This window comes from Sorangium sp. So ce836, from assembly GCF_028553905.1.
Taxonomy (GTDB): domain Bacteria; phylum Myxococcota_A; class Polyangia; order Polyangiales; family Polyangiaceae; genus Sorangium; species Sorangium cellulosum_D.
In genome coordinates this window covers 733934-757903 of the sequence record NZ_CP102233.1, presented here as the reverse complement: position 1 = coordinate 757903, position 23970 = coordinate 733934, and the positions used below count along the sequence as shown (strand labels likewise).

The following is a 23970-nucleotide window of genomic DNA, read 5'->3' as shown; positions in this document are numbered from 1 at the left end:
CGGCGGCGCGGGCGACGGTCATTGCGGTTTGAACAGGTCCAGGATCCCCTGCCCGATCGCGGCCGGGTCGGGCAGGGGCACCCCGGTCGGCTCGGTGCCCTCGAGGAACACCTCCTCGACGGCGTTCTCCTGGCCGGGCATCGCGGGCGCGCCCGTCTCCGGGTCGATGGGGAGGCGCACGATCCCGAGCGGCTCCGGGAAGTCGGTCGCCGGCCGCCCCGCGTGCGCCTTGTCCATGAACGCGATGAAGGCCGGCAGGGCGGCGCTGCTGCCCACCTCGGCGCCGCCGAGCGGCGTGGCGTCGTCGAAGCCGGTCCACACGGCGCACGCGACGTCGGTCGAGTAGCCGACGAACCAGGCGTCCTTCGCGTCGTTCGTCGTGCCCGTCTTGCCCGCGATCGGCCGGCGCAGCGCTAGCGCCTGCTTCGCCGTGCCGACCTCGACGACCGACGTGAGCAGGTCCGTCGTGACGTACGCCTCCGCCGCGGTCATCGCCGGCCGCGGCGGGGGGCGCGCCGGCAAGGGCAGCGCCTCGCCGCGCGGGCCCGTGATCTTCGTCACCAGGACGGGCTCCTGGTATACGCCGCCCGCCGCGAACGTCGCGTACGCGCCCGCCATCTCGCGCGGCGTGACCTCGTAGGCGCCGAGCGCGAGCGACAGGTCGGCGCCGAGCTTCGACGTGACCCCGAGCTCGCGCGCCCACGCGACCACGGCCTCGGGGCCCACGTCCCGGAGCGCCGCCACCGCGGCGACGTTCACGCTGTGGGCGAGCGCCTCGCGCAGGCGCTTCGGGCTCTGCCCCTCGCTCTCGTCGTAGTTGCCGGGCTTGTAGCCCTCGAGCGCCGCCGGGTTCGTCTCGAGCATCGACGCGGCCGTGAGCTTCCGCGCGTGGATGCCGTAGCCGTAGACGATGGCCTTGAACGTCGACCCCGGCTGCCGGTGCGCGTGGCTCGCCCGATCGAGCCCGCCGCGCGCGCCCTCGTAGCCGCCGACGAGCGCGACGATCTCGCGCGTGCGCGCGTCGAGCGCGATGAGCGCGCCCTGCGGGCCGAGATCGAGCCGCAGCTTGCCGGCCTCGGGCTCGCCCGCGAAGCGCACGCGCAGCACCTTGCCGACCTCGGCGAAGCGGCTCGGCGGGAGCCCGCGCGGGTTGTACCGGCGCTCGCTCCGCAGGTCGACGGTCCCCTGCGCCGTGCCCACGCGGATCGCGAGCGCGCCGCGCGCGTCGTCGGCGCCCGTCACCACGCCGAGGTAGGCGCGGTTCGGATCCCTGGGGGCGCCCTGGAACGGCGCCGGATCCCCCTTCTTTCGGGCGAACGGCGCGACGAGGCCGTGGCGCGCGGCGTAGGCGTCGAGGTTCTGGCGCACCGCCGCGCGCGCCGCCGCCTGCATCTTCGGGTCGATCGACGTCACGACCGTGTAGCCGCCGTACCTGGCCTCGGGCCCGACCGCCTTGCGCAGCGCGCGCTCGGCCTCGGCGAGGACCTCGGGCGCGAGCTCGTCCGAGTGCTCCGGCTCGGGGGCGAGGCGGATCGGCTCGGCGAGGGCGGCGTCGATCTCGGCGGCCGGCACGAAGCGCTTCTCGCGCATCTGGCCGAGCACGAAGGCGCGGCGCTTCTCGGCACGCTCCTTGTTCACGCGCGGCGAGTAGATGGATGGCCCCTTCACGAGGCCCGCGAGGAGCGCCGCCTCGGCGAGCGTCACCTGGCGGACGCTCTTGCCGAAGTAGAACCGCGCCGCCTCCTCGACCCCGTAGCGCCCGTGGCCGAAGTAGATGTGGTTCAGGTAGAGCTCGAGGATCTGGTCCTTCGTGAGCTCCTGCTCGATGCGGCGGGCGAGGAGGAGCTCGCGCATCTTGCGGTCGAGGGTGCGCTCGTGCGTGAGCAGCACGTTCTTCACGACCTGCTGGGTGATCGTGCTGCCGCCCTGGCGCGCCTCCGCGGAGCGCAGGTTGACGAGCAACGCGCGGAGCATGCCGAGGTAGTTGAGCCCGTCGTGCTTGTAGAACCTGGCGTCCTCGGCCGCGAGCGCCGCGAGGCTCATCACCGCCGGGATCTCGGTGACGGGCACGAGCGTCCGGCGCTCGACGAAGAGCTCGCCGAGCACCGTGCCGTCGCGCGCGAGGAACCGCGTCACCTGCGGCGGGTTGTAATTTTTCAGCTCCGCGGTTGTCGGCAGATCGGCTTCGTAGTGCCGGACGACGAGGAAGAACGCGATCACCGCGGCGGCGAGGAGGACGGCGAGGGCGATCGCGAGCCGCTTGCCCCAGCGGACGAGCTGCGGCCGGAGCGGCGGCCTGGGCCCGGCGCCGCGGGGCTTCCGCTGGAAGGTCCTGCCGAGCGCCGCGACGGCCGCGCGGAGCGCCGCGGCGACCCGCGCCGGCGGCGGAGGCGCGGCCGCGGGCGGCGCCGGCGGCGGAGGCGCGGCCGCGGGCGGCGCCGGCGCGGGGCGCTGCGGCGACCAGAGCCGCGTCGGCGCGCGCTCGCTCGGCGTCGGATCGGAGCTCGCCGCGCCTGCGTCGTACGGCAGCGTGGGCTCCAGCGGGGCCGACGGGGCGCTCGGCCCTGGTCGGGGGCCTTGCGCCTCGGGCAGCGCGGCGGGTCGTCGCGGGGGATCCGAGGCCATGCGTCAGCGCGCCGGAGTCCGCAGCGCGCTCGCGTCGCGGGTGAGGAGTTCCGGCCGAGCCACGGTATCACGGGCCCAGGCGCCGCGGACGCCGACGATCACTGGATGTTCCACCTGTAGCTCGTCCGCTTGCCCTCGAGGGAAGTGCCGGCGAGCAGCGCCGTATCGATCGCCACGAGCAGGCAGGTCAGGAAATCGCGCGTCGCGAGGGAGCACGTGGGCCAGGCTGGAGCTCTGCTCCACGCGCTCGCCGTTGTAATTGAGGATCTGGCCGTGCTCCTCGAGGGTGTGCGCGGCCCAGTAGGTGATGTGGCTATCGTCGTGTCCCGGCGCGGACAAGAGCACGAATCCAAGCAGTACGAAGGCGGCGATCACGGCGATCACCACGGCGGAACCGCGCGGCAGGCGTCTCATGCGGCGGCGACTCTAGTGCGGCGCGCCGCCGGAGATCCTGTCCGATTTGTGCGCCGGCCCGGCGGGACCTCGCCGGCGCCCTCGCGGCCGAGCGGTGTCCCGCTGCGGCGAGGCGTGGTAGCGTCCGCGGCGCCTGCCATGACCGATCAGGAAATCGACGCCATCATCGCCGAGAACCAGTTCCATCCGAACGTCGTCTGGCGCCGCATCCCCGGCAAGGGCCGTGGGGTCTTCGCTCGCCGGTTCTTGCCGAAGGGCACCGTCGTCGAGTGGGCCGCCGTCAGCTGCTTCCCGGCGTCGGATCTGAAGACCGAGGAGCACCGCGACTGTCAGGCGCTCCATCACGTGTTCACGTGGGGACAGGAGCCTGGGCGGGAGAAGGCGTATGCGTGGGGGCTGCTCGCGCTGTACAACCACTCGTCGACGCCCAACATCGAGATGAACGACGGTCCGGTGCCGGACTCGATGGCTGCCATAGCGCTCCGCGACATCCACGAGGGCGAGGAGCTCTGCTTCGATTACGGATACACCTGGTTCGAGCCTCGCTGATCCGAGAGCGTGAGCACCATGGTGAGCGACGCGCCGTTCCGGCCCACCTCGACGAAACCCAGGCGTCGGTAGAGCCGCAGCGCGGGGTTGTCCGGCGAGACGCTCAGCGAGATGGCCGGGTAGCGGTTCCGGGCCTCCTCCAGCAGGGAGGTCAGCAGCCGGGTGCCCAGCCCTCGCCCCCGGTGCTGGGGCAGGAGCGCGATGGAGAGCTCCGGGGTCTCGTCGTCGACGTGGCCGTACCCTCGCAGCGCGCCGGTGAGCCGCCGGAGCCAGGCGGCACCTGCGACCTCGCCTTCCTGGAGCGCCACGACGCCAAGATCGTCCCGCTGTCCCCAGCCTTGCACGTACCTGGAGAGCTCGGGCCGGCGCACGATGTCCCGCGGGGGCGGCGGGCTGCCCTCCGGGACGTGGATGGCCTGGTAGAGCATCTCCCAGAGCAAGGGCTCGTCGGCCGGGGTCAGGAGACGGATCATGAGCCTTCCGAGGATACCGGCGCTCGCGTCCCAGCCTGGCCCATCGCTCTGCCCTCGGACCGCTTCAGCGCTCGGACCGGACTTTCGTCGTTGCGGAGGTGAGGACGGGATTCGAACCCGCGTATAACGGTTTTGCAAACCGTTGCCTAACCACTTGGCTACCTCACCGACTGTTCGAAGCGGCGGGAGGTCATGCCTCACTTCTGCCCAGATGTCAACGCCTTTACCGCGCCCCGCCGGCATTTATGCGTCCGAGCCACCTCGACGGGAGTTCCGCCGTTGCGCACCTTCCGCGGCCTTCCGCGGCCTTCCACGGCCTTCGCGACCGTCCAAGGCCTTCCGCGGCTTTCCGCGGCCTCGAGCCGGCGGAGGGGGAGCGCACGGCGCGCGCTGGGGACGGGCCGCTGTCTGAGCATCTTGCCGGGGCTTCTCCTCGCGCAGCGAGGGGAAGCCCGGCCTTGCGAGTTCGGCGGGGCCCCAGCGCGCGCCGTGCGCTCCCGCCTCCCCCCTCCGCCGACCGCTGCCTTCCGGAGAGCGCCCCTTACTGCTCCCGCACCCTTCGCGCCCCCCGCGCCCTCCGCGCCGCTCCCGCGCTCGCCCGCCTCGCCCGTATCCGCGCCCCGAGCACCCGCCCGAAGTAGCTGCCCCAGTAGGTCCAGAGCCGCGTCGACTGGATCAACCCGCTCGGCACGATCCCCTTCCCCGCCTGGAACGGGTTGAAGCGCAAGGTGTTCTGGTCGATGTCCACCGGCTCGTACAGCTCGATATCGGCCACGGGCATCCAGCGCGCCCGCGCTCCCCGGCGCCGGACCTCGAGCCGCAGCAGCGCGAGCCCCGCCGCAGCCGAGCGCTCCAGCCTCTCCAGGCGATGGCCCTTCACCGTCGACGGGCGCAGCGGTATCAGCCGGAACTCCGCGCGACCGAAGCCCTCCACGTCGAACGGCAGCTGCGCGTAATAGTGGTTGTCCAAGAAATCACGCGTCTTCGTCGTGAAGATCGCGATCGGAAGCAGCCACAGGCGCCGCGCGCTCAAGAAGATGAGATCCTGATCGCCGGCGCTCACCACCGGCGTCACCTCTTCGCTCGTCCGGAAGCGCACCGCGATTCCCAGGACGTCCGGTCGGCGCTCGACCTTGACGCTCCGCCATCGCCAGATCCCGCCCGACAGCCGCACGAGCGCCGGCCCCCCGAGCCGCTGCGCCAGCGCGCCGACCTCGCCCTCCACCGCGAGCGGCTTCACCCCCGCGCAGTAGACCACGCCGTCCGGGTGGAACAGCCTCGCTCCCCGGAGAAGGCTGCCCTCAAAGGCGATGGGAGACAGGACTCCCCCGATCGCACGCCCAATCGCGTCCAAGAACCGCATCGTACCCCCCTCGCTCGAACCTGGAGCGCTGGGGGCCCATCGCAAGCCGGGCGCAGCCCGGTCAGCCCGCGCCGGCCTTCGCCGTCTCGTCCAGCTCCGGGCCGGTCTCGCGTTGCGCCCGGTGCTCGATCAGGCGCTTTACCACGAGCGTGAAGAGCGCGAGGAGGACGAGCAGCGAGGCGACGGCGAACGCCGCCGAGAAGTGGAACTCGTTGTAGAGCACCTCGACGTGCAGCGGCATCGTGTTGGTCTGCCCCCGGATGTGGCCGGAGACGACCGACACCGCGCCGAACTCGCCCATCGCCCTCGCGTTGCAGAGCACCACCCCGTAGAGCAGACCCCACTTCGCGTTGGGCAGGGTGATGCGGAAGAACATGCTCCACCCGCTCGCGCCGAGCGACAGCGCCGCGTGCTCCTCGTCCGCCCCCTGGCTCTCCAGGAACGGGATGAGCTCGCGCGCGACGAAGGGGAACGTCACGAACGTCGTCGCCAGGATGATCCCGGGGCGATCGAAGATCACCTGGATGTCGTGATCGAGGAGCCAGGGGCCGATCACCCCCTGCGCACCGAACAGGAGCACGAAGATCATGCCGGAGATCACCGGCGAGACGGCGAACGGCAGGTCGATCAGCGTGACCAGCAGGCTCTTGCCGGTGAACTCGAAGCGCGCGATCGCCCAGGCCGCGGCCACGCCGAAGACGAGGTTGAGCGGCACGGCGATGAGCGCGGTCGTGAGCGTCAGCTGGATCGCGGCCACGGCGTCCGGCGCGGTGATCGCCCGCCAGTAGCCCGAGAGGCCGTCCTTCAGCGCCTCGATGAACACCGCCACGACCGGCAGGAAGAGGAAGAACCCGAGGAACGCGAGCGCCGCCGCCGTGAGCGCCCAGCGCACCAGCGTGGGCTCGGAGGTCGCGCCGCGCACCGCCCCGCGCGACCTCACCCGCAGCTTGCCCGCCGCGCCCGCCATTACGACGCGACCCCCGGCGCGCCGGCCCCCGCGGCCCCCTCGGGCGCCGCGCGCGGCGCCTCGACCGGGCTCCGCGACGAGACGCGCGAGCCGCTCCAGCGCTGGAGTCGGTTGATCACGAACAGGAGCACGAAGGAGCAGATCAGCATCAGGAGGGCGAGCGCCGTCGCCCCCGCATAGTCGTACTGCTCGAGCTTCGTCATGATGACGAGCGGCATGATCTCGGTCTTGAGCGGCATGTTCCCCGAGATGAACACGACCGAGCCGTACTCGCCGAACGCCCTCGCGAACGACATCGCGAACCCGGTGAGGATCGAGGGCCAGAGCGCCGGCAGGAGGATCCGGCGGAAGATCTCGAAGCGGCCCGCGCCGAGCGACGCCGCCGCCTCTTCCTGGTCCACCTCGAGCTCCTCCATCACCGGCTGGACCGTCCGCACGACGAACGGGAGCCCCACGAAGGTGAGCGCGATTACCACGCCGAGGCGGCTGAACGCGCTCTGGATCCCGAGCGGGTAGAGGAACCGGCCGACCCACCCCTGCTGCGCGTAGATGGCCGTGAGCGCGATGCCGCCGACCGCCGTCGGCAACGCGAACGGCAGATCGACGAGCGCGTCGACGATCGACTTGCCCGGGAAGCTGTAGCGCACGAGCACCCACGCCACGAGCACGCCGAAGACCGCGTTGATGCCCGCCGCGATGAGCGACGCGGAGAAGCTGATCTTCAAGGAGGCGATCGCGCGCGGAGACGTCACCACATCCCAGATCTCGCCGGGCCCCAGCGTCGCCGTCTTGAGGAAGATCATCGACAGCGGGACGAGCACGAGCAGCGACAGGTACGTTACCGTAATCCCCATCGCGAGCCCGAAGCCGGGCAGAACGCTCTGTCGCCGCCAGAGGAGAGCCACAGAAATTTACTTGCCGGCCTGGTAGATCTGGTCGAAGACGCCGCCGTCGGAGAAGTGCGCCTTCTGGGCTTTTTGCCACCCGCCGAACACCTCGTCAATCGAGAAGAGCGCGACCTTCTGGAAGACGCCCTCCGACTCGGCCGCCGCGAGGACCGACGGATGCCGCGGGCGGTAGAAGTGCTTCACCGCGATGCGCTGCCCCTCCTCCGTGTAGAGGAAGTTGAGGTACGCCTCCGCCGCCGCCCGCGTCCCTCGCTTGTCGACCACCTTGTCGACCACCGCGACAGGAGGCTCGGCGAGGATGCTGATCGACGGCACGACCACCTCGAACTTGTCCTTACCGTTCTGCCCGCTCTGCTTCACCGCGAGCAGCGCCTCGTTTTCCCAAGCGATCAGGACGTCGCCGAGCCCGCGCTCGACGAACGTGGTGGTCGAGCCGCGCGCGCCCGTGTCGAGGACGGGCACGTTCTTGAACAGGCGGCCGATGAACTCCTTCGCCTTGGCCTCGTCGCCGCCCGTCCGCTTCAGCTCGTACCCCCACGCGGCCAGGTAGTTCCACCGCGCGCCGCCGGAGGTCTTCGGGTTCGGCGTGATGACCGCGACGCCCTCCTTCACGAGATCGTCCCAGTCCTTGATGCCCTTCGGGTTGCCCGCGCGCACCAGGAAGACGATCGTCGACGTGTAAGGAGCGCTGTTGTCCTTGAGGCGCGCCTGCCACCCCTCCTTGAGGCGGCCGCTCGGCACGAGCGCGTCGACGTCATAGGCGAGCGCGAGCGTGACCACGTCCGCCTCGAGCCCGTCGATCACCGACCGGGCCTGCTTGCCCGAGCCGCCGTGCGACTGCTTGACGGTGATGTCCTGCCCGCTCTGCTCCTTCCAGCGCTTCGCGAAGGCGGCGTTCACCTCCTCGTAGAGCTCGCGCGTGGGGTCGTACGAGACGTTCAGGAGCTGCACCGAGCCCGATTTGCTCGCCTCGCTCTTCGAGCACCCGGCCAGCGCGAGCACGCAGCAGAGCACCATCATCAAGCATCGCATCGCTCGTCCTCACTCCCTCATCCGGTCGCCAGATACCGCGCTTCACGCTGCGCGAGCGCGTCGAGGAGCTGCTGGAAGCGCGCCGCCCCGACGCGGCGGGCCATGAAGGCCGCCCGGCCGAGCTTCTGGCAGAGCTTCTTGGCGAGCAGCACGCCGCCGTGGCTGTTCACGTCGGTCAGCACGATGACGAGGTCCGCCCGCTCGATGGCCGCCCGCATCTCGGCCGCCCCGCGGCCCCCCGTGTTGCCCGTGTGAAACTCCAGACGGTGCCCGGCCTGCAACGCCATCCGCTCCAGCTGCGCCTGGTTGCGATCCAACCCACCGATCCAGGTGATCCGCATCGCGCCGTCTCCTTGATACCAGCAGCGGGCTCCCGCCGCTATAGCGGACATATCTCACGCTAAAGCAGAGGACGCAAGCGGAATCTGACAATATAACGGAGGACACGTCTTGGATACCGGAGGGACACGCGGCGGCCGGGGTCCGGAAACGGTGGGGGGCTACCCGCGCGATCCGTACGTCATGACGAGGTACATGACGGCCTCGGCGCCGCCCAGGTTGCGGTAGCTGTGGGGGCTGTCGGCCTCGAACAGGATGGCGTCGCCGGTCTCGAGGACGCGCCGCTCGCCGGCCACGGTGATCTCCACCGAGCCCTCCGTGACGATCAGGTTCTCCGAGGTCCCGGGGGCGTGCGCGTCGGCGTGCTCCACGGAGCGCGGCGCGAGGCGGAGCTCGTAGAACTCCACGTTGCGCGGCCGGTCCATCGGGAAGAGCGCCCGGGAGGAGAACTCGCCGTTGCGCGAGCGCAGGATGCGCGCGTGCGAGGCCTGCATGACGGTCGTGACGGGCGAGGCCGCCTGGCTCATCAGCGCCGAGAACGGGACCCCGAGGGCGCGCGCGATCTTCCAGAGGACGTTGATGGTCGGCGTGCTCTGGCCCAGCTCGATCTGCCCGAGCATCGCCCGGCTCACCCCGGACGCCTTCGCCAGGCGCTCGAGCGACAGGCCGCGCTCGGCCCGGAACCGCTTCAGGTTGGTGGCGACGACCGGCGTGAGGTCCGAGGATTCGTCGAGCGCGAGGTCGTCCCCGCCCGGCTCGCTCGCCGGGGGCGGGGGCGGCGGCGGCTCGGCGGTCGCCGCTCGCGCGGATGGCTGGGCTCTGCGTGCCTTCACTGGAGGCGTATCCGCCATGGTGGAGGCCGCGCGTCAAGCAAGCGAGCGCGGACGGCGCTCAGGCGCCGCCGGAGACGGCGTCCGCCACCGCGCCCCTGGCCGACGGGCGGGGCGCCGGGGGGGAGGCCGCGGGCGCCGCCGCGGGGAGCGCGGCGCGGGCGGTGTGGCCGGTGATGAGCCGGGCGCCGCGCTTGAAGGTGATGTACTGCCACATCCACGCGAACATGACGGCGAAGCGGTTCTTGAAGCCGATGAGGAAGAGCACGTGGACGCCCAGCCAGGCGAGCCACGCGATCGAGCCGGACATCTGCAGGCTCCCGACCCTGGCGATGGCGCGCGAGCGGCCGATGGTCGCCATCGTCCCCTTGTCCCGGTAGGCGAACTGCCCGCGCGGGCGGCCGGCGAGGTCGCCGAGGATGCAGCGCGCGACGAAGCGCCCCTCCTGGATCGCGGCGGGGCTGAGGCCGGGCACCTCGACGCCGTTCCGGTCGCGGAGCATGGCCATGTCGCCGATCGCGAAGGCGTGCGGGTGGCCGGGCAGGGAGCAGTCCGGCTCGACCTTCACGCGGCCGATGCGATCCAGCTCGACCCCGAGGGCGCGCGCGAGCGGGGTGCCGCGGACCCCCGCCGCCCAGATGACCGTCGCGGCGGGGAGGCGCTCGCCGTCCTCGAACTCGACCCCCTGCTCGTCGATGGTCCGGAAGCGGCGGCCCTTGATGACCTCGACCCCGAGCGACGTGAGCTGCTCCTCGGCGCTCGCCGAGAGGCTGTCGGGGAAGGCCTGGAGGATGCGCTGGCCGATCTCGACGAGCAGCACGCGCGAGAGCGAGGCGTCGAGGGAGCGGAAGTCGCGCTCGAGGATGTAGCGCGCGAGCTCGGCGAAGGCGCCGGCCATCTCGACGCCCGTGGCGCCGCCGCCGATGACGACGAAGGTGAGCAGCCGCCGCCGCACGGCGGGGTCCGTTTCGCGCTCGGCGGCCTCGAAGGCGAGCAGCATGCGCTCGCGGATGGTGAGCGCCTCGTCGAGGTTCTTGAGCGCCGGCGCGAAGCGGGCCCACTCCTCGTGGCCAAAGTAGTTGTTCGCCGCGCCGACCGCGAGGATGAGGTAATCGTACTTCATCGTGTCGGCGTCGACGGTGATGCGCCGGCCGGCGAGATCGACGCCCGTGACCTCGCCGAGCAGGACCCGGACGTTGCGCTGGCGCGACAGGACCGAGCGGATCGGAACCGCGATGTCGGCCGGCGAGAGGCTGGCGGTGGCCACCTGGTAGAGCAGCGGCTGGAACAGGTGGTGATTGGTCCTGTCGATGAGCGTGACCCGGACGGGGGCGTTGCGAAGCGCCTTTGCCGCGTTCAGGCCGCCGAAGCCTCCGCCGACGATCACGACGTGGGGCTCTTTCGCCGTCGTTGCCATGGTGCCTCCTGGCGAGGAACGCCTCCTCGGTGGCACGCCGATGGTAGGGGCCGCCGATCAGGGGGGCAAGCCGGGCGCGCGGAGGGCGCGACCGCCGATCACGCGGCGGCCTGCACGTCCGTGGGCGCGTCGGTCTTCAGGTCGATCTTCGGGCCTCGGGCCTCGCCGCGCAGCGCCTCGGCGAGCAGCTTCCGGCCGCGGTGCAGGCGGCTCATGACGGTGCCGACCGGGACGCCCAGCTGCGTCGCTGCGTCCTTGTAAGAAAGCTCCTCGAGGTCCACGAGCACCACGGTGTCGCGGAAGCTCGGCGGGAGCGTCGCGAGCGCGCGCCGCACGCCGGGCGACAGGGCGTGCATGTCGGCGCGGCGCTCCGGCGCGGTCCAGGCGCACGGGTCGGTCGCGAGCACGTCGAGGGCGTTGCGCTCGCGGCGGCTGCGCCGGCAGCGCGTGATGAAGACGCTGAAGAGGATCTGGTGCACCCACGCCCGCAGGTTGGTCCCGGGCTCGTAACTACCCGCGAACCGGATGGCGCGCTCCACCGTGTCCTGCACGAGGTCCTCCGCCGTCGCGGGCGATCGGGAGAGCCGCAGCGCGCGGCCGAAGAGCTCCGGTGTCATTTCGACAAGGCCCCGGAGCAGCTCGTCGACGGCCGCCCGCGCGCCCGCGCCCGGCGCCGTCCGGGCCGCGCCGAGCGACGGCCCGCGCCCGACCGCGCGTGTCACGCCGGGCAACAGCGGCGCTGGATTCGGGGACCGGGCGGGGGCATGGGCGGGGTGGACGAGCATGGCGGGACCTCCTGCGATGAGCGCTGGCAAGGCAGGTGCCACCGAGGGGATCGCGCGAAGGGCGCGAAAGGCGCTGGATGGCGCGGGCGGAGGCACGCGGGCGCGTGTCAAATCGACAGCAGGTCGCCGCGGCCCGTCAGAGTGGCGAAGAGGCCCGCGGGGCGCGCCGGCCCGGCGGACGCGCCCGCGGGGGCTTTTGTTTAGATCTGGCCGGACAGCGGATCGCCGCCGGCGGCCAGGGCCGCGATCAGGCCGGGCACGAGCTCCGCGATCTCGCTCGCGAGCAGCCCCCGATCGCTGCCCGTCTGCGCGCGCCACACGTCCCCGGCGAGCGCGTGGATCAACACCCCCGCGCTCGCGGCGGCGGAAGGCTCCATCGAGCACAGGAGCGCCGCGATCATGCCGGTCAGGACGTCGCCCGATCCGGCGGTGGCGAGCGCCGGGTTGCCCGCCATGCAGATGAACATGCGGCCGTCCGGGAGCGCGATGACCGTGCGCGCCCCCTTCAACAGGACGATCGCCCCGGTGCGGGCCACCGCCTCGCGCACGGCGCCGAAGCGGTCCTCCTCGACGGCCCGCGCGCTCCGGCCCAGCAGCCGGCCGAGCTCGCCGGAGTGCGGCGTCAGGATGAGGCGCCCGCGCGCGGTCGCGAGCGCCTCGGGGCGGCCGGCGAAGTGCGTCAGGGCGTCCGCGTCGACGACCTTCAGGCCGTCCCAGCCGAGCACGACGTGATCCACCGCGGCCCGCGCCCGCTCGTCGAGGCCGAGGCCAGGGCCGATCGCGACCGCCCGCCGCCCGGCGAGCGCGCCGTCGAGCGACGCGGCGATACCGTCCGGATCGATCGAGGTCGTCATCAGCTCCACGACGCGCGACTCCATCGCGGGCGCGGCGTCGGCCCAGGTGCAGATCGTCACGAGCCCCGCGCCCGTGCGCATCGCGGCGCGCGCCGTCAGCAGCGCGGCGCCGAGCTTGCCGGACGACCCGGCGATCACGAGCACGTTGCCCGCCTGGTGCTTGTAGACGCTCGCCTCGCGCGGGCGCAACGACGCGCCGACCGTCTCCTTGCGGATGACCTCCGCGACGTGGCCCACCTCGGCGAGGATCGGCCGGTCCGGGACGCCGAGATCGACCACGTGGACGTTGCCGGCGAGCCGCGCGCCCTCGGGCGTGAGCAGGCCGATCTTGAGGTGGCCGAACGTGACGGTCTCGTCGGCCTGCACCGCGGCGCCGAGCGGCGCGCCGCTGTCGGCGTCGAGGCCCGAGGGCACGTCGAGCGCGATGCAGAGGCAGGTGGCCGTGTTGAGGACGCCGATGACGTCGGCGAGGTGCCCCTCGATCGGGCGGTCGAGGCCCGTGCCGAAGAGGGCGTCGACCACGAGATCGGCCTCCGCGAGCGCGGCCTCGAGCGGGGCGAGCGGCGCGCCCGGGGGGAGCTCGGTCAGCGCGCCGCCGAGATCGACGTACGCGTCGTGGTTGATGCGGCTGTCGCCGGTGACCTTCTCGGACGAGGCCGCCAGGAAGACCTGGACCTCCGCGCCGCGGGCGACGAGGTGGCGCGCCACGACGAAGCCGTCGCCGCCGTTGTTGCCGGCGCCGCAGACGACGACGACGCGGGCGTGGAGCGGGTACGTCGCGGGCTGGCCGGGGCTCGGGACGTGCCGCACCGGGAACGCGCGGACCCGCGCGGCGCGGGCGTCGTCGGCGTCGCGGCGGCCGTTCGGCGGCGGCGGGACGCTCCCGGAGCGAGGGCCGCCGCCGGAGGCCAGCGTCGCGGGCCAGAGCGCCTTGGCGGGCGCGGCCAGGTGCGGCGGCGGCGCAGGGCGCGCGGCGTGGCCGAGGCGCGCGGCGTGGCCGGAGAGCGCGGCGGCGCCGGACGGCGCGGCGCTGCGCGCCTCGATGATGGCCGAGATCACGTCGGCGGCGCCGCGGCCCGCGTTCTCCATGAGGACCACGCCGGGGACGTGGCAATGGTGGATCGCGTGCTTGTCGAAGGCGCGCATCTGCGCGCGTGAGAGGACCGGAATCACGAGCGCTCTTTCCCTTCGTCGTCCAGGTGGGATCGGCTCTCGCCGCCCTCGTCATTCGTCGTCGCGGATCGGCTCTCGCCGCCCTCGTCATCCGTCGTCGGGGATCGGCCTTCGCCGTCCTCGTCATCCGTCGTCGGGGATCGGCCTTCGCCGTCCTCGTCATCCGTCGTCGGGGATCGGCCTTCGCCGTCCCCTTCCAGGATCACCACCGCCGCCGCCACCCCGGCGTCGTGCGTGATCGACAGGTGCACCCGCGTGACGCCCAGGCGAGCCGCGAGCGCGCGCGCCGGGCCGTGGAGCGCCATCGTCGGCGGCGTGCGCGGCGCGCCGCGGACCTCCAGGTGGTGCCAGCCGACCCCCGGGGCCCCGGCCAGCGCCTTCACCACCGCCTCCTTCGCGGCGAAGCGGCCCGCGAGCGCGGTCGCCCGGTCGACACGGTGCGCGAGCGAGCGCCGCTCGGGCTCGGACAGCACGCGCTCCCAGAACCGATCCCCCCACCGCGCGAGCGCCTCCTCCATGCGTCCGATGCCGCAGACGTCGATGCCGATGCCGAGGATCACGCGGCCACCTCGAGGAGCCGGCGGCCTGGCCCGGGCGCGACGGCCGGCGGCGGCGCGGCGCCCTCGCAGGCGGCGCTCACCGCGGCGCGATCGCCGGAACAGAGACACAGGGGGAAGGCCATGCGGGCGACTCTACCCTATTCAATGGCGACGCCCCGTGAAACGCGATCCGCGTCTCCCCCGATCGCGGAGAAACGCCCTCGCGGGCCGCGCGCCGGCGGGGCGGAGGCTCGGCGCGCGGCAGGCGGCCGCGGCCTCCGGCGCCGGCGCAGCGCGGCGAGCGCGGCGAGCGCGGCGAGCGCGGCGAGCGCGGCGAGCGCGGCGAGCGCGGCGAGCGCGGCGGGCGTCGCCGGAGGGCGCCGATCGCGGCTAGCATCTCCTCGCGGCGCCCATGCAGACAGCCCTCGATCTGACGGTCATGCTCCCGCCGAGCGCCTACGACTACGGCGAGCGCTCGTCGGGCGAGACCCACGGCGTGGTGCTGACCAAGCCCCACGTCGTCAATCTCATCCTCGATCTCGCGGGCTACACGGCGGACCGGGATCTCGCGTCGCTTTCGCTGCTCGAGCCCGCCTGCGGCCACGGCGCGTTCCTCGTCCCGGCCGCCGAGCGGCTGATCCAGTCGGCGCGCCGCCACGACCGCGACCTCTTGCAAATCGCGTCCGCGATCCGGTCGTACGACATCGCGCGCGATCACGTCGACCGCTCCCGCGTCGCCGTCGCCGGCGCGCTCGCCCGGCTCGGGCTGCCCCACGGCGACGCGGAGCGCCTCGCGGAGGCCTGGATCGCCCACGGCGACTTCCTGCTCACCAGCCAGGGCCGCCGCTTCGACGCGGTGGTAGGAAACCCGCCCTACGTCCGGATCGAGCAGCTCTCGCCCGAGCTGCAGGAGGAGTATCGCCAGCGGTACAGGTCGCTCTACGACCGCGCCGATCTCTACGTCGCGTTCATCGAGCGCGGCCTCGATCTCCTCGCGCCCGGCGGGGTCCTCTCCTTCATCTGCGCCGACCGGTGGACCCTCAACCGGTACGGCGCCCCGCTCCGCCGCATGCTCTCGAGGTGGTTCCGGGTGCAGTGCTATGTCGACCTGCACCGCGCCTCCCCGTTCGAGTCGGACGTCGTCGCCTATCCGTCGATATTCGCCGTGTCGCCCGGCAAGACAGGGAGCGTCCCGGTCGCGACGCTGCGCACCGCCTCTCCGGAGGAGTGCGAGGCCGCGTCCGCGGCCCTGCGGGGCGCGCCGGAGCGCGGCGGCGTCGCCGTGTCGGAGTACCCCTCCTGGTTCGAGGGGGACGACCCGTGGGTGCTCAGCTCGCCGGAGCACCTCGAGGCCCTGCGCGCCCTCGAGGCGCGGTTCGCGCCGATCGAGGAGGTGGGCGGGACCCGCGTCGGCATCGGCGTCGCCACCGGAAACGACAGGATCTACATCGTCGGCGACGAGGTCGATATCGAGCGCGACCGCCTCGTGCCGCTCGTCCTCCGAGACCAGCTCGACGGCGGCCGCGTCCGGGACGCCGGGCGGTTCGTCATCAACACGTTCGGCGACGACGGCAAGGTGGTCAATCTGGAACAATACCCGAAGCTCGCCGGATACCTGCGCGCCCACGAGGCCGAGATCAGGAAACGCTACATCGCCCAGAGGAGCGCCGCGAGCTGGTTTCGCACCATCGATCGCGTGGTCCCCGAGCTCGCCTCCGCCCCGAAGCTCCTCATCCCCGACATCGCAGGATCCAACGAGGTGGCCTACGAGGAGGGCAGGTTCCTCCCGCACCACAACCTCTACTTCGTCACGTCGGAGGCCTGGGACATGGAGGCGCTCGGCGGCCTGCTCAGCTCCAGGGTCGCCCTCTTCTTCGTGTGGTCGTACGCGGTCAAGATGCGCGGCGGATACCTGCGCTTCCAGGCCCAGTACCTGCGGCGGATCCGCCTGCCTCCGCCGGAGAGCGTCCCCGAGGAGCTGATCGGCGATCTCCGCGGCTCCTTCCGGCAGCGCGATTTCCACCGCCTCGACGCGCTCGCGCTCCGCGCGTACGGCATCGACGCGCTCCCGGGGTTCAGCTTCCTCGACACGAGGAGATAGCCCGCTATCGGGCGCCGGGCGCGGCGTGATACCGTCGCGCCTCCAGACAACGTTCGCGGGCGAGGGACGAACGGATGACGGCGGAGAAGATCGAGTGCGCTAGCCGTATCGAGGCGGTCGTCGTGTACGCGCGCGGGGCGATCGTCACCCGCCGCGTCGAGCTCGCGGCGCCCCTGCCCCGCGGGGCGCTCGAGATCTCGGTGCCGGGGGTCACGCCCCTCGCCGAGCCGGGGAGCTTCCGCGCGCTCGTGGCGGCCGCGGGCGGCCCGCCGGACACGGCGGCGGCCGCGCCGCGCGAGGTCGTCGGCGTGCGCGCGCGGCTCGCCGTGCCCCCGGCGCCCGCCTCGCGGGGCGCGCTCTCGGCAGAGCTCCGCGCGCTCGAGCTCGCGATCGAGCGCCTGTCGGCCGAGCACGACCACCTCCGCCGCTGGCGCGACCAGCTCGGGGCCGTCGCGCTCCACCCGGAGCTCGCGCGGCGCTTCCGGCCGGGCGACCCGGCGGCCCGGATCCGCGACGCCCTCGCGGTGAGCGGCCTGCTCTCGGGCGAGCTCGCCGCGCTCGACGCCCGCCTCGCCGCGCTCGAAGACGAGCTCGAGCGCGCCCGCAAGGAGCTCCTCGCCGCGCAGCTCGACGCCGCCCAGGCGACGAGCGGCGAGCTCGAGGAGCGCGCGCCGGCGCGCCTCGACGTGGTCGTGCGGCTCGCGCCGGCGCGCGACGGGTCGGGCGGCGATCCGGCGCTCCGGCTCGAGTACGCGGTCGGCGCCGCGCGGTGGTGGCCCGCCTACGCGGCGCGGTTCTCGCGCGGCGCGACCGAGGTCGCGCTGCAGCTCGACGCCCTCGTCGCGCAGGCGTCCGGCGAGGACTGGAAGGGCGTGCGCGTCGCGCTCGCCACGGCCGACCTCGTGCAGGACACGCGGCTGCCGGAGCTCGCCTCGCTCCGGCTGAGCCGCGCGCAGCGCCCCCCGCGCCGCGGCTACCGCCCCGCGCCGGAGGGCCTCGACGCCATGTTCGAGGGGTTCGACCGCTTCGTCGCCGCCCTCCCCCCGCCGGCCGCGCGGCCCACGGCCGCCCCGGCGGAGCTCCCGCCCCCCGCGCCCGACGACGACGACGAGCCCACGCTGAGCCGGGCCGCGCCGGGCCAGGCCAGCGACGGGCTGCGGGAGGCGATGGCCAGGATGGCGCCTCCAGCCGGCGGGGCCGCGCTGCCGCCGCCTCCTCGCGCCCCAGCCGCCCCGCCGCCGATGCGGCGGGAGCGCACCGCGGCCCCGATGCCGCCCCCGGCGCCGGCCGCCGCGCCGATGCCGCTCGCCGCGCCGGCGCGCAAGTCGCGCGGGCTGTCGCTCCCCTCGTTCGGCGGCGGCTACGGCGGCCCGCCCCCGCCGCAGGCGCTCCAGGCGAGCGCGCCCGAGGCGCCCATGGCCGCCTTCGCCCACGACGCGAGCGTCGAGCGCTGGGCCGGTCCGGCGGACGAGCTGCTCGACCACGGCGACGCGCTCGAAGGCGCCGGCGCGGCCCCGGCGCCGGTCGAGCCCGCGCAGGTCGAAGGGTGGCTCGACTTCGACGCGCTGCACCTCCCCGGGACGGGCCCGCAGCGCGGCCGGCTCGCGCGCGACGAGCCGGGGCCGTCGAGGCGCGCCGCGCGGCGGGCGCAGATGGCGATCGACGACCTCGGACCGCCGCCCCGGGCCGTGGATCCGCGCGACTCGCGCGGGCAGTTCGACCACCTCTACGCGGGCGAGAGCGCCGCCGACGTGCCGTCGAACGGCAGGCTCCACCGCGTCGCGCTGAGCGCCGCGCGCGCCCCGGCGACGCCGCGGTTCGTCGCCGCGCCGCGCGAGGCCGCCGAGGTCTACCGCGAGGCGCGCGTCGAGAACCCGTTCGACGCCCCGCTGCTCGCCGGGCCGGTCGAGATCTTCGTCGACGGCGCCCTCGCCGCGCAGTCCTCGCTCGGGCACGTCGATCGGGGCGGCCTCCTCCGCGCCGGCCTCGGCGTCGAGGAGCGGATCCGGGTCGCGAGGAACGCCCGCGTCGACGAGTCGAGCGCCGGCCTGCTCGGCGGCTCGCTCTCGGTCGAGCACGCGATCACCATCGACCTCTCCTCGTCGCTCGGCGTCGGCGTCGAGGTCGAGGTCCTCGACCGCATCCCGGTCACCGACGACAAGGACGTCGAGATCAAGCTGGTCTCGTCGCAGCCGAGGGCCGAGCCGTACACCCAGGAGGATCTCGGCGAGCCCGTGCGCGGCGGGCTGCGCTGGCGCGTGCCGATCGCGCCCGGCGGCAAGGCCTCGGTCGCCTTCACTTACCGCGTGGTGCTCTCCTCCAAGAACGAGATCGTCGGCGGCAACCGTCGAGAATAACAGGAGAAATTGGCGCGCCATGGCGACGGCAACGAGTGCGGGCGGTTCGGACCGGGCGGAGCGGAGCGCCGGCGGCGGGGACGCCGGCGGCGGGGCCGAGGGCGGCGCGAGCGCCGCCGAGCGGGCGCCTCACCCGAGCGCCGCGCGCGTGGTGACGCTGTTCGAGGATCGCGCCGAGGTCGTGCGCGCCGCGCGCGTCGAGGTCGGGGCCGGGGCGCAGTGGATCGCGATCGGCGGGGTGTCGGTATTCGTCGACGAGCGCACCGTGCAAGCGCGCGTCGCGGGCGCGGGCGCCGAGGGCGCGGTCCGGGTGACGGCGGCGCGCGTGCGGTGGAGGGCGCACCGGGAGGCGGCGCTCGGGCGCGAGGCGATCGACGCGCTGGAGCGCGAGCAGCGCGAGGCGTCCCGCCGGGCCGGCGCCGCCGAGCGCGCGCGGGACCGGGCGTCCCGCCGCGAGGCGCACCTCGACCAGCTGCTCGCGAAGTGGGCGCAGGCGATGAGCGAGGTCCCGAAGGACGCCGGCGAGCCGGCGCGCCTCGCCTCGTGGCGCGCCGGCGTCGAGGCCCTGCACGCGGCGCTGGCCGAGGCCCTCGGCGCGTCGGCCGACGCGCGCGCGGCGCGGGCGCACGCCGAGGACGACGCCCGGCGCGCCGCGGCGCGGCTGCGCGAGGGGTCGATCGAGCAGCCGCGCTTCGAGGCGGTGGTCGAGGTCGAGGTGCACGCGCCCGCGCCGCAGCCCGTCGAGATCGAGCTGACGTACCGCGTCGCGTGCGCGATTTGGCGCCCCGAGCACCTGGCGCGGCTCTCGGCTCCCCCCGCGGGCGCCGCCGCGGGCGCGGGGGGCGCCGGGGTGCGCAGGGCGCCGGCGGCGCGGTCGAGCTCACCACCTGGGCCGCGGCGTGGCAGACGACGGGCGAGGCCTGGGAGAACGTCACCGCGCGCTTCTCGACCGCGCGGCCGTCGCGGAGCGCCGAGGCGCCGCTGCTCGCGGACGACGTCCTCCGCGCGCGGCGCAGGGCGGAGATCGACCGCCGCCGCGTCGTCGTCGAGGCGCGCGACCAGGCCATCGCCACGGCCGGGCTCGGCCGCGGGGCGCGGGCGGTCGACGAGATGCCGGGCGTGGACGACGGGGGCGAGCCGCTGATCTTCGAGGCGGCGGAGCCGGTGACCCTGCCCTCCGACGGCCGCCCGACGCGCATCGAGATCGCGCGGCGCTCGCTGCCGGCCGAGCTCGCGCTCGTGCTGTACCCCGAGGCCCACCCCGCGGCGCACCTGCGCGCGACCGTGACGCTGGACGGCGGCGGCGCCGGCGGGCGGTCGCGCCCGCTGCTCGCGGGCCCGGTGAAGGTCGCGCGCGGCGGCAGCCTCATCGGCCGCGCCCGGCTCGATTTCGTCGGCGCCGGGGAGCCGTTCGAGCTCGGCTTCGGCGTGGATGACGCGGTGCGCGTGCGGCGCACCGTGGACGAGGAGCAGGACACCTCGGCGATCACCGGCAGCCGCAAGATCCGCCGCCGCGTGAAGCTCTCGCTCTCCAACCTCTCCAGCGACGTGAAGCGGGTGCTGGTCACCGAACGGATCCCGGTCAGCGAGGTGGCCGACGTCGAGATCGCGCTCGGGGAGGCCCCCGGCTGGACGCTCGACGAGGAGGACGGCTTCCTCCGCGGCCGCGTCGAGCTGCCGCCGAAGGGGCTGAAGACGATGTCGTTCAGCTACGAGCTCCGCGCCGCCGCGACCGTGGTGTTGCCGTTCTGAAATGCCATCGTCACCGTCGCGATCCTCGCCGAGGGGCGCCGTTGACAGGACGCCGCACGCTTCTGTAACTGATGGATTCTCCAGCAGCTTCACTCGCCGAGGAGGAGGATCGCCATGAGGCAGCAGATCGACGGGGCCGTGGTGCTGACCGCGGCCGACGAAGACGCCACCGAGTATTTGCCCAACAGAGGCGTCTTCTTCGCGCAGCTGCTGGGGAAGGGGCTCGGGCAGGCCTTCGGCTTCTACAAGGGCAGGATGGACCCCGGCTGCGAGATCTCGCGCGAGCTCCATACCGAGACCAGCGAGACCATCTACATTCTTTCCGGCAAGGCGCTCGGCATCGTCGGCGACCGCGAGGTGCCGCTCGGCCCCGGCCAGATGATGCACGTCGACAAGAACGTGCACCACGGGCTGCGCAACGCGGGCGCCGGGCCGCTGGAGTTCCTCGTCATCGGCCACCCCGACTTCTGATCGCGCGGTCCGCCCCTTGAGGTGCACCGCTGCCCTACGGTCCGCCTCCGGCGCGCTCGCCGCGGCAGCGATGCTCGGCGCGGCGGCGGCGCAGGCCGAGCCGGCCCCGGCCGCGTGGACCGCGGCGCCGCCGGCCGCGTGGACCGCGGCGCCGCCGGAGCGCGCGCGGCGCGAGGTCGCGTGGGACCCGCGCTGGCCGCGCTTCCGCGTGAGCGAGTACGTGGCCACGGGCCTCCTGGCCGCGACCGCCTTCGGGACGCTGGCCATCCCGCCCTCGGAGGGCCGGTGGACGACCGTGAACGGCTTCGACGGCTCGGCGCGAGAGGCGCTGCGCATCCAGAGCGATCGCCAGCGCGAGATGGCGCGGGACGCGAGCGATCTCCTGCTCACGCTCATGACCAACCACCTCGCGGTGGACGCCCTGCTGGTGACCTGGTGGGGGCACGGGCGCGGCAGCGTCGCGTGGGAGATCGCGATGATCGACATCGAGGCGCTCGCGTTCAACGCGGCGCTGAACGGCGTCGTCGCGGGGCTCACGAGCCGCGAGCGCCCCTACCGCGCCGGGTGCACCGGGCCCGAGCAGCAGCAGGACCACGACTGCCGGGGGAGCAAGCGCTACCGGAGCTTTTTCAGCGGCCACAGCTCGACGGCGTTCACGGCGGCGGGGCTCGTGTGCTCGCACCACGCGCACCTGCCCCTGTACGGCGGCGGCGCGCCCGACGCGCTCGCGTGCGCCGCGTCGCTCGGCACCGCGGCCGCCGTGGCGACGCTGCGGGTCGTCTCGGACCAGCATTTCGCGACCGACGCGCTCACCGGCGCGGCCGTCGGCACCCTGACGGGCCTCGGGCTCCCGTGGCTCCTGCACTACCGCGGCGGCGCCCCGGCCTCGACGTCGGGCCGCGCGCCGCGCGGGGACGGCGTCTCGATCCGCTTCGTGCCCGCGCCGCTCGGCGGGTACCTGGTGGGCAGGTTCTAGCGATGGCGCTGCGCCGCACGCTCGCCGCCGCCGCGGCGCTCGCCGCGCTCGCCCCCGCCGCGGCCCGCGCCCAGGACCCGGCCGACCTGCCGCCGCCCGCCGCCGATGCGCCGCCGGTGCCCTCGGGGGTCGACCTGCTCCAGAAGCGCTCGTACTGGGCGCGGAGCGCGGGCGCGCGCCCGTTCGTCTCCGCGGTGCTGGAGCTCGGCGTCATCTATTACCGGCCGAGCCTCGCGCTCGGCTACGGCAAGCCGCACTGGTCCTGGCTCGGGATCGAGGGCTACGCGAGCGTGTCGCCGAGCGGCGGCGCGGAGTACGTCGGCCTCCGCGCGGCGCTGCCCAGCGTGGAGCTCCGCGGCGGCGCCCGATACGCCTTCTCGACGAGCCAGTATTTCCTCGAGCCTCGGGCGTCGTACACGCGCAGGGAGACCGAGCTCATGCAGGGCCCCCTGTCGCGCTATGTCGCTGGGGAGATCGAGGTGTCGGGCTCGATACCCCTGCTCGGAGGCAGCCTGTTCGGCGTGGCCACGGGCTACGCCGTGCTCGGCGCGCCCGAGGGGTTCTACCTCTACGAGGAGGCGCTCCACACGGTGATGAAGCCGCCATACCTCTACCGCGCGCGGCTCGGGTTCCTGGGGGAAATGGACAAGTTCGGCGAGCTCCGGTTCGGCGCCGCCGCCGAGGTGATCGGCAACCCCGGCCGCGGCAGCGTCATCGTGCGCGTCGGCCCGGTGCTGGCCATCGCGCTGACACACCACCTGGACGCGGTGGGGACGGCGATGGTGGTGGCGGCGACGCCCGATCGGCTCGGCTTGCTGGGCGCGGATCTCGGGCAGCTCGGCCTGCGGTACCGGTGGGCGACCGGAGATCGCTGGCCGGAGTTCCCGTGACGCATGCGCTCATCGCGGGGCGTGGTAAGCGTCTCGGCATGAACAAGCTCATTCCCCTGACCTTCCTCGCCGCGGCGCTCGCGGCGTGCACCCAGCCCGGCGAGCCCAGCGCGCCGGCGGCGAACGGCGCCGCGGCGGCGCAGCCCGCCAAGGCCGCCGAGGCCAAGCCCGCCGAGGCGAAGGCGGCCCAGGCGCCGGCGACCCAGGCGAAGATCGGCCAGCCCGCGCCCGATTTCACGCTGCCGGACCTCGACGGAAAGCCCGTCAAGCTGGCCGACTACAAGGGCAAGACGGTCGTGCTCGAGTGGTTCAACCCCGGTTGCCCGTTCGTGCAGCTCTCCCACAGGAAGGGCGGCCTGAAGGGCGTGCCGGCGCAGCACATCCAGAAGGGCGTCGTGTGGCTCGCCATCAACTCGGGCGCTCCGGGCAAGCAGGGCACCACCCGGGAAGAGAACGTGAAAGCAACGCAGGAGCTCGGGATGAGCTACCCGCTCCTCATCGACGAGAAGGGCGATGTCGGGCGCGCGTACGGCGCACAGCGCACACCGCATATGTACGTCATCGACCCGCAGGGCACGCTCGTCTACGCGGGCGCCATCGACAGCACGAAGGGCGGTGAGCCCGAGCCGGACGAGCAGGTCACCAACTACGTCGACGCGGCGCTCGCCGAGCTCACCGCCGGAAAGCCGGTCTCCACGAAAGAGACCGAGGCGTTCGGCTGCACCGTCAAGTATTGAGCGCCCCGGAAGCGGGCCCATCCGCAGCATCGCATCTGGACCCACCCCGGCGTCACGTCGCGCGCCTCACCAAAGGTCGCCACGGACGTTGTCGCGCGCGTCAATTTTCTGCGTCCGCCCTGAGCAGCGCGCCCCCCGCACCCGCGCGCACGCCGCGCGGACATCGCCCCCGCGGCCAGCATCGCACCCTCGGCGCCGTCCTGAACCACGGCACGATACCGTGGCTCGGGCCGCCCGGGTGTTGACATGGACATAAACTACGGCTTACCGTTGCACGACAGTTCTGTAACGACATCGCTCGTAGCTCACGCCCCAGGCGAGACGCTCACTGGCTGGCGACCAGGCGTTCGGGAGATGGCGAGTCGAGGCCATCGCGCTGGGAGCTGCCGAGGCAGGTGCGGATGCGAAGGTTCATGTC

22 protein-coding genes, 1 tRNA gene and 1 pseudogene are annotated in these 23970 nt (G+C 73.6%); 9 read left to right on the top strand and 15 right to left on the bottom strand.

Going from position 1 to position 23970, the window contains the following annotated elements:
- Window positions 1–18: 18 nt before the first annotated feature.
- Together NQZ70_RS02870 and NQZ70_RS02865 are read right to left on the bottom strand one after the other, a co-directional pair.
- On the bottom strand, window positions 19–2625 hold the full coding sequence (locus tag NQZ70_RS02870) for a penicillin-binding protein 1A (RefSeq protein WP_129572850.1): 2607 nt from the start codon (window positions 2623–2625) through the stop codon (window positions 19–21).
- Window positions 2626–2628: 3 nt separating this feature from the next.
- Window positions 2629–3039, bottom strand: a complete 411-nt coding sequence (locus NQZ70_RS02865) for a hypothetical protein (RefSeq protein WP_129572849.1) — start codon at window positions 3037–3039, stop codon at window positions 2629–2631.
- A 138-nt stretch (window positions 3040–3177) separates the two neighbouring features.
- Between NQZ70_RS02865 and NQZ70_RS02860 the strand changes: the two genes are divergently transcribed.
- The gene (locus NQZ70_RS02860; protein WP_129572848.1) at window positions 3178–3588 is read left to right on the top strand and encodes an SET domain-containing protein; all 411 of its coding nucleotides are present in this window, start codon (window positions 3178–3180) and stop codon (window positions 3586–3588) included.
- On the opposite strand, the gene NQZ70_RS02855 is transcribed toward NQZ70_RS02860, so the two are convergent.
- From NQZ70_RS02855 to NQZ70_RS02795, 13 genes are all read right to left on the bottom strand, one after another.
- Window positions 3558–4061, bottom strand: a complete 504-nt coding sequence (locus tag NQZ70_RS02855; RefSeq protein WP_129572847.1) for a GNAT family N-acetyltransferase — start codon at window positions 4059–4061, stop codon at window positions 3558–3560. The two genes, NQZ70_RS02860 and NQZ70_RS02855, sit on opposite strands and share 31 nt — an antisense overlap.
- Window positions 4062–4157: 96 nt before the next feature.
- Window positions 4158–4229: transfer RNA gene (locus NQZ70_RS02850), tRNA-Cys, on the bottom strand.
- A 373-nt stretch (window positions 4230–4602) separates the two neighbouring features.
- Window positions 4603–5424: a hypothetical protein gene (locus NQZ70_RS02845; protein ID WP_237244965.1), complete on the bottom strand. Its 822-nt coding sequence runs from the start codon at window positions 5422–5424 to the stop codon at window positions 4603–4605.
- Between the two features lie 61 nt (window positions 5425–5485).
- On the bottom strand, window positions 5486–6391 hold the full coding sequence (gene cysW / locus NQZ70_RS02840) for a sulfate ABC transporter permease subunit CysW (RefSeq protein WP_129572846.1): 906 nt from the start codon (window positions 6389–6391) through the stop codon (window positions 5486–5488).
- On the bottom strand, window positions 6391–7296 hold the full coding sequence (cysT, locus tag NQZ70_RS02835; RefSeq protein WP_129572845.1) for a sulfate ABC transporter permease subunit CysT: 906 nt from the start codon (window positions 7294–7296) through the stop codon (window positions 6391–6393). Before cysT ends, cysW begins: the two co-directional genes overlap by 1 nt.
- Before the next feature lie 6 nt (window positions 7297–7302).
- Complete coding sequence (locus NQZ70_RS02830; RefSeq protein ID WP_165373761.1) at window positions 7303–8331, bottom strand: sulfate ABC transporter substrate-binding protein; 1029 nt, start codon at window positions 8329–8331, stop codon at window positions 7303–7305.
- Between the two features lie 17 nt (window positions 8332–8348).
- Window positions 8349–8672 carry a DUF2325 domain-containing protein gene (locus tag NQZ70_RS02825; protein WP_061621920.1) on the bottom strand — a complete coding sequence of 108 codons (324 nt, stop codon included), beginning with the start codon at window positions 8670–8672 and terminating at the stop codon, window positions 8349–8351.
- 159 nt (window positions 8673–8831) lie between these two features.
- On the bottom strand, window positions 8832–9503 hold the full coding sequence (locus tag NQZ70_RS02820; protein ID WP_237244963.1) for a helix-turn-helix domain-containing protein: 672 nt from the start codon (window positions 9501–9503) through the stop codon (window positions 8832–8834).
- 58 nt (window positions 9504–9561) lie between these two features.
- Window positions 9562–10917: an NAD(P)/FAD-dependent oxidoreductase gene (locus NQZ70_RS02815; protein ID WP_129572843.1), complete on the bottom strand. Its 1356-nt coding sequence runs from the start codon at window positions 10915–10917 to the stop codon at window positions 9562–9564.
- A gap of 98 nt (window positions 10918–11015) precedes the next feature.
- Window positions 11016–11702: an RNA polymerase sigma factor gene (locus NQZ70_RS02810; RefSeq protein WP_129572842.1), complete on the bottom strand. Its 687-nt coding sequence runs from the start codon at window positions 11700–11702 to the stop codon at window positions 11016–11018.
- Between the two features lie 200 nt (window positions 11703–11902).
- Entirely contained in the window at window positions 11903–13729 is a 1827-nt protein-coding gene (locus NQZ70_RS02805; protein ID WP_129572841.1) for an NAD(P)H-hydrate dehydratase, read from the bottom strand.
- Complete coding sequence (acpS, locus tag NQZ70_RS02800) at window positions 13726–14289, bottom strand: holo-ACP synthase (RefSeq protein ID WP_129572840.1); 564 nt, start codon at window positions 14287–14289, stop codon at window positions 13726–13728. Before acpS ends, NQZ70_RS02805 begins: the two co-directional genes overlap by 4 nt.
- Window positions 14286–14411: a hypothetical protein gene (locus NQZ70_RS02795; protein ID WP_257792764.1), complete on the bottom strand. Its 126-nt coding sequence runs from the start codon at window positions 14409–14411 to the stop codon at window positions 14286–14288. The genes acpS and NQZ70_RS02795 overlap by 4 nt, the downstream gene beginning before the upstream one ends.
- A 269-nt stretch (window positions 14412–14680) precedes the next feature.
- Between NQZ70_RS02795 and NQZ70_RS02790 the strand changes: the two genes are divergently transcribed.
- From NQZ70_RS02790 to NQZ70_RS02755, 8 genes and pseudogenes are all read left to right on the top strand, one after another.
- A complete protein-coding gene (locus tag NQZ70_RS02790; protein ID WP_129572839.1) occupies window positions 14681–16369 on the top strand; it encodes an Eco57I restriction-modification methylase domain-containing protein in 1689 nt (562 codons plus the stop codon).
- A 74-nt stretch (window positions 16370–16443) separates the two neighbouring features.
- Window positions 16444–18726 carry a DUF4139 domain-containing protein gene (locus NQZ70_RS02785; RefSeq protein WP_237244962.1) on the top strand — a complete coding sequence of 761 codons (2283 nt, stop codon included), beginning with the start codon at window positions 16444–16446 and terminating at the stop codon, window positions 18724–18726.
- Window positions 18727–18745: 19 nt separating this feature from the next.
- Window positions 18746–19129 (top strand): annotated as a pseudogene (locus NQZ70_RS02780) (DUF4140 domain-containing protein); the annotation flags it as partial.
- Window positions 19057–20478, top strand: coding sequence for a DUF4139 domain-containing protein (locus tag NQZ70_RS02775; protein WP_324293056.1), 1422 nt, complete (start codon window positions 19057–19059; stop codon window positions 20476–20478). The pseudogene NQZ70_RS02780 and the gene NQZ70_RS02775, both read left to right, overlap by 73 nt.
- 114 nt (window positions 20479–20592) lie before the next feature.
- Window positions 20593–20949 (top strand): cupin domain-containing protein, encoded by a 357-nt coding sequence (locus tag NQZ70_RS02770; protein ID WP_129572836.1) that lies wholly within the window; start codon window positions 20593–20595, stop codon window positions 20947–20949.
- Between the two features lie 70 nt (window positions 20950–21019).
- A complete protein-coding gene (locus NQZ70_RS02765; RefSeq protein WP_237244961.1) occupies window positions 21020–21925 on the top strand; it encodes a phosphatase PAP2 family protein in 906 nt (301 codons plus the stop codon).
- Between the two features lie 2 nt (window positions 21926–21927).
- A complete protein-coding gene (locus NQZ70_RS02760; RefSeq protein WP_129572835.1) occupies window positions 21928–22815 on the top strand; it encodes a hypothetical protein in 888 nt (295 codons plus the stop codon).
- Between the two features lie 38 nt (window positions 22816–22853).
- Window positions 22854–23552, top strand: coding sequence for a thioredoxin family protein (locus NQZ70_RS02755; RefSeq protein ID WP_129572834.1), 699 nt, complete (start codon window positions 22854–22856; stop codon window positions 23550–23552).
- Window positions 23553–23970: the final 418 nt, after the last annotated feature.

Excerpts from the sequence above, each read along its gene's own strand:
- NQZ70_RS02855 (WP_129572847.1), bottom strand. The coding sequence starts at position 4,061 with ATGATCCGTCTCCTGACCCCGGCCGACGAGCCCTTGCTCTGGGAGATG.
- NQZ70_RS02765 (WP_237244961.1), top strand. The coding sequence starts at position 21,020 with ATGCTCGGCGCGGCGGCGGCGCAGGCCGAGCCGGCCCCGGCCGCGTGG.
- NQZ70_RS02790 (WP_129572839.1), top strand. The coding sequence starts at position 14,681 with ATGCAGACAGCCCTCGATCTGACGGTCATGCTCCCGCCGAGCGCCTAC.
- NQZ70_RS02810 (WP_129572842.1), bottom strand. The coding sequence starts at position 11,702 with ATGCTCGTCCACCCCGCCCATGCCCCCGCCCGGTCCCCGAATCCAGCG.
- NQZ70_RS02770 (WP_129572836.1), top strand. The coding sequence starts at position 20,593 with ATGAGGCAGCAGATCGACGGGGCCGTGGTGCTGACCGCGGCCGACGAA.
- NQZ70_RS02825 (WP_061621920.1), bottom strand. The coding sequence starts at position 8,672 with ATGCGGATCACCTGGATCGGTGGGTTGGATCGCAACCAGGCGCAGCTG.
- NQZ70_RS02870 (WP_129572850.1), bottom strand. The coding sequence starts at position 2,625 with ATGGCCTCGGATCCCCCGCGACGACCCGCCGCGCTGCCCGAGGCGCAA.
- NQZ70_RS02830 (WP_165373761.1), bottom strand. The coding sequence starts at position 8,331 with ATGCGATGCTTGATGATGGTGCTCTGCTGCGTGCTCGCGCTGGCCGGG.
- cysW (WP_129572846.1), bottom strand. The coding sequence starts at position 6,391 with ATGGCGGGCGCGGCGGGCAAGCTGCGGGTGAGGTCGCGCGGGGCGGTG.
- NQZ70_RS02755 (WP_129572834.1), top strand. The coding sequence starts at position 22,854 with ATGAACAAGCTCATTCCCCTGACCTTCCTCGCCGCGGCGCTCGCGGCG.
- NQZ70_RS02865 (WP_129572849.1), bottom strand. The coding sequence starts at position 3,039 with ATGAGACGCCTGCCGCGCGGTTCCGCCGTGGTGATCGCCGTGATCGCC.
- NQZ70_RS02785 (WP_237244962.1), top strand. The coding sequence starts at position 16,444 with ATGACGGCGGAGAAGATCGAGTGCGCTAGCCGTATCGAGGCGGTCGTC.
- NQZ70_RS02815 (WP_129572843.1), bottom strand. The coding sequence starts at position 10,917 with ATGGCAACGACGGCGAAAGAGCCCCACGTCGTGATCGTCGGCGGAGGC.
- NQZ70_RS02845 (WP_237244965.1), bottom strand. The coding sequence starts at position 5,424 with ATGCGGTTCTTGGACGCGATTGGGCGTGCGATCGGGGGAGTCCTGTCT.
- NQZ70_RS02795 (WP_257792764.1), bottom strand. The coding sequence starts at position 14,411 with ATGGCCTTCCCCCTGTGTCTCTGTTCCGGCGATCGCGCCGCGGTGAGC.
- NQZ70_RS02860 (WP_129572848.1), top strand. The coding sequence starts at position 3,178 with ATGACCGATCAGGAAATCGACGCCATCATCGCCGAGAACCAGTTCCAT.
- NQZ70_RS02760 (WP_129572835.1), top strand. The coding sequence starts at position 21,928 with ATGGCGCTGCGCCGCACGCTCGCCGCCGCCGCGGCGCTCGCCGCGCTC.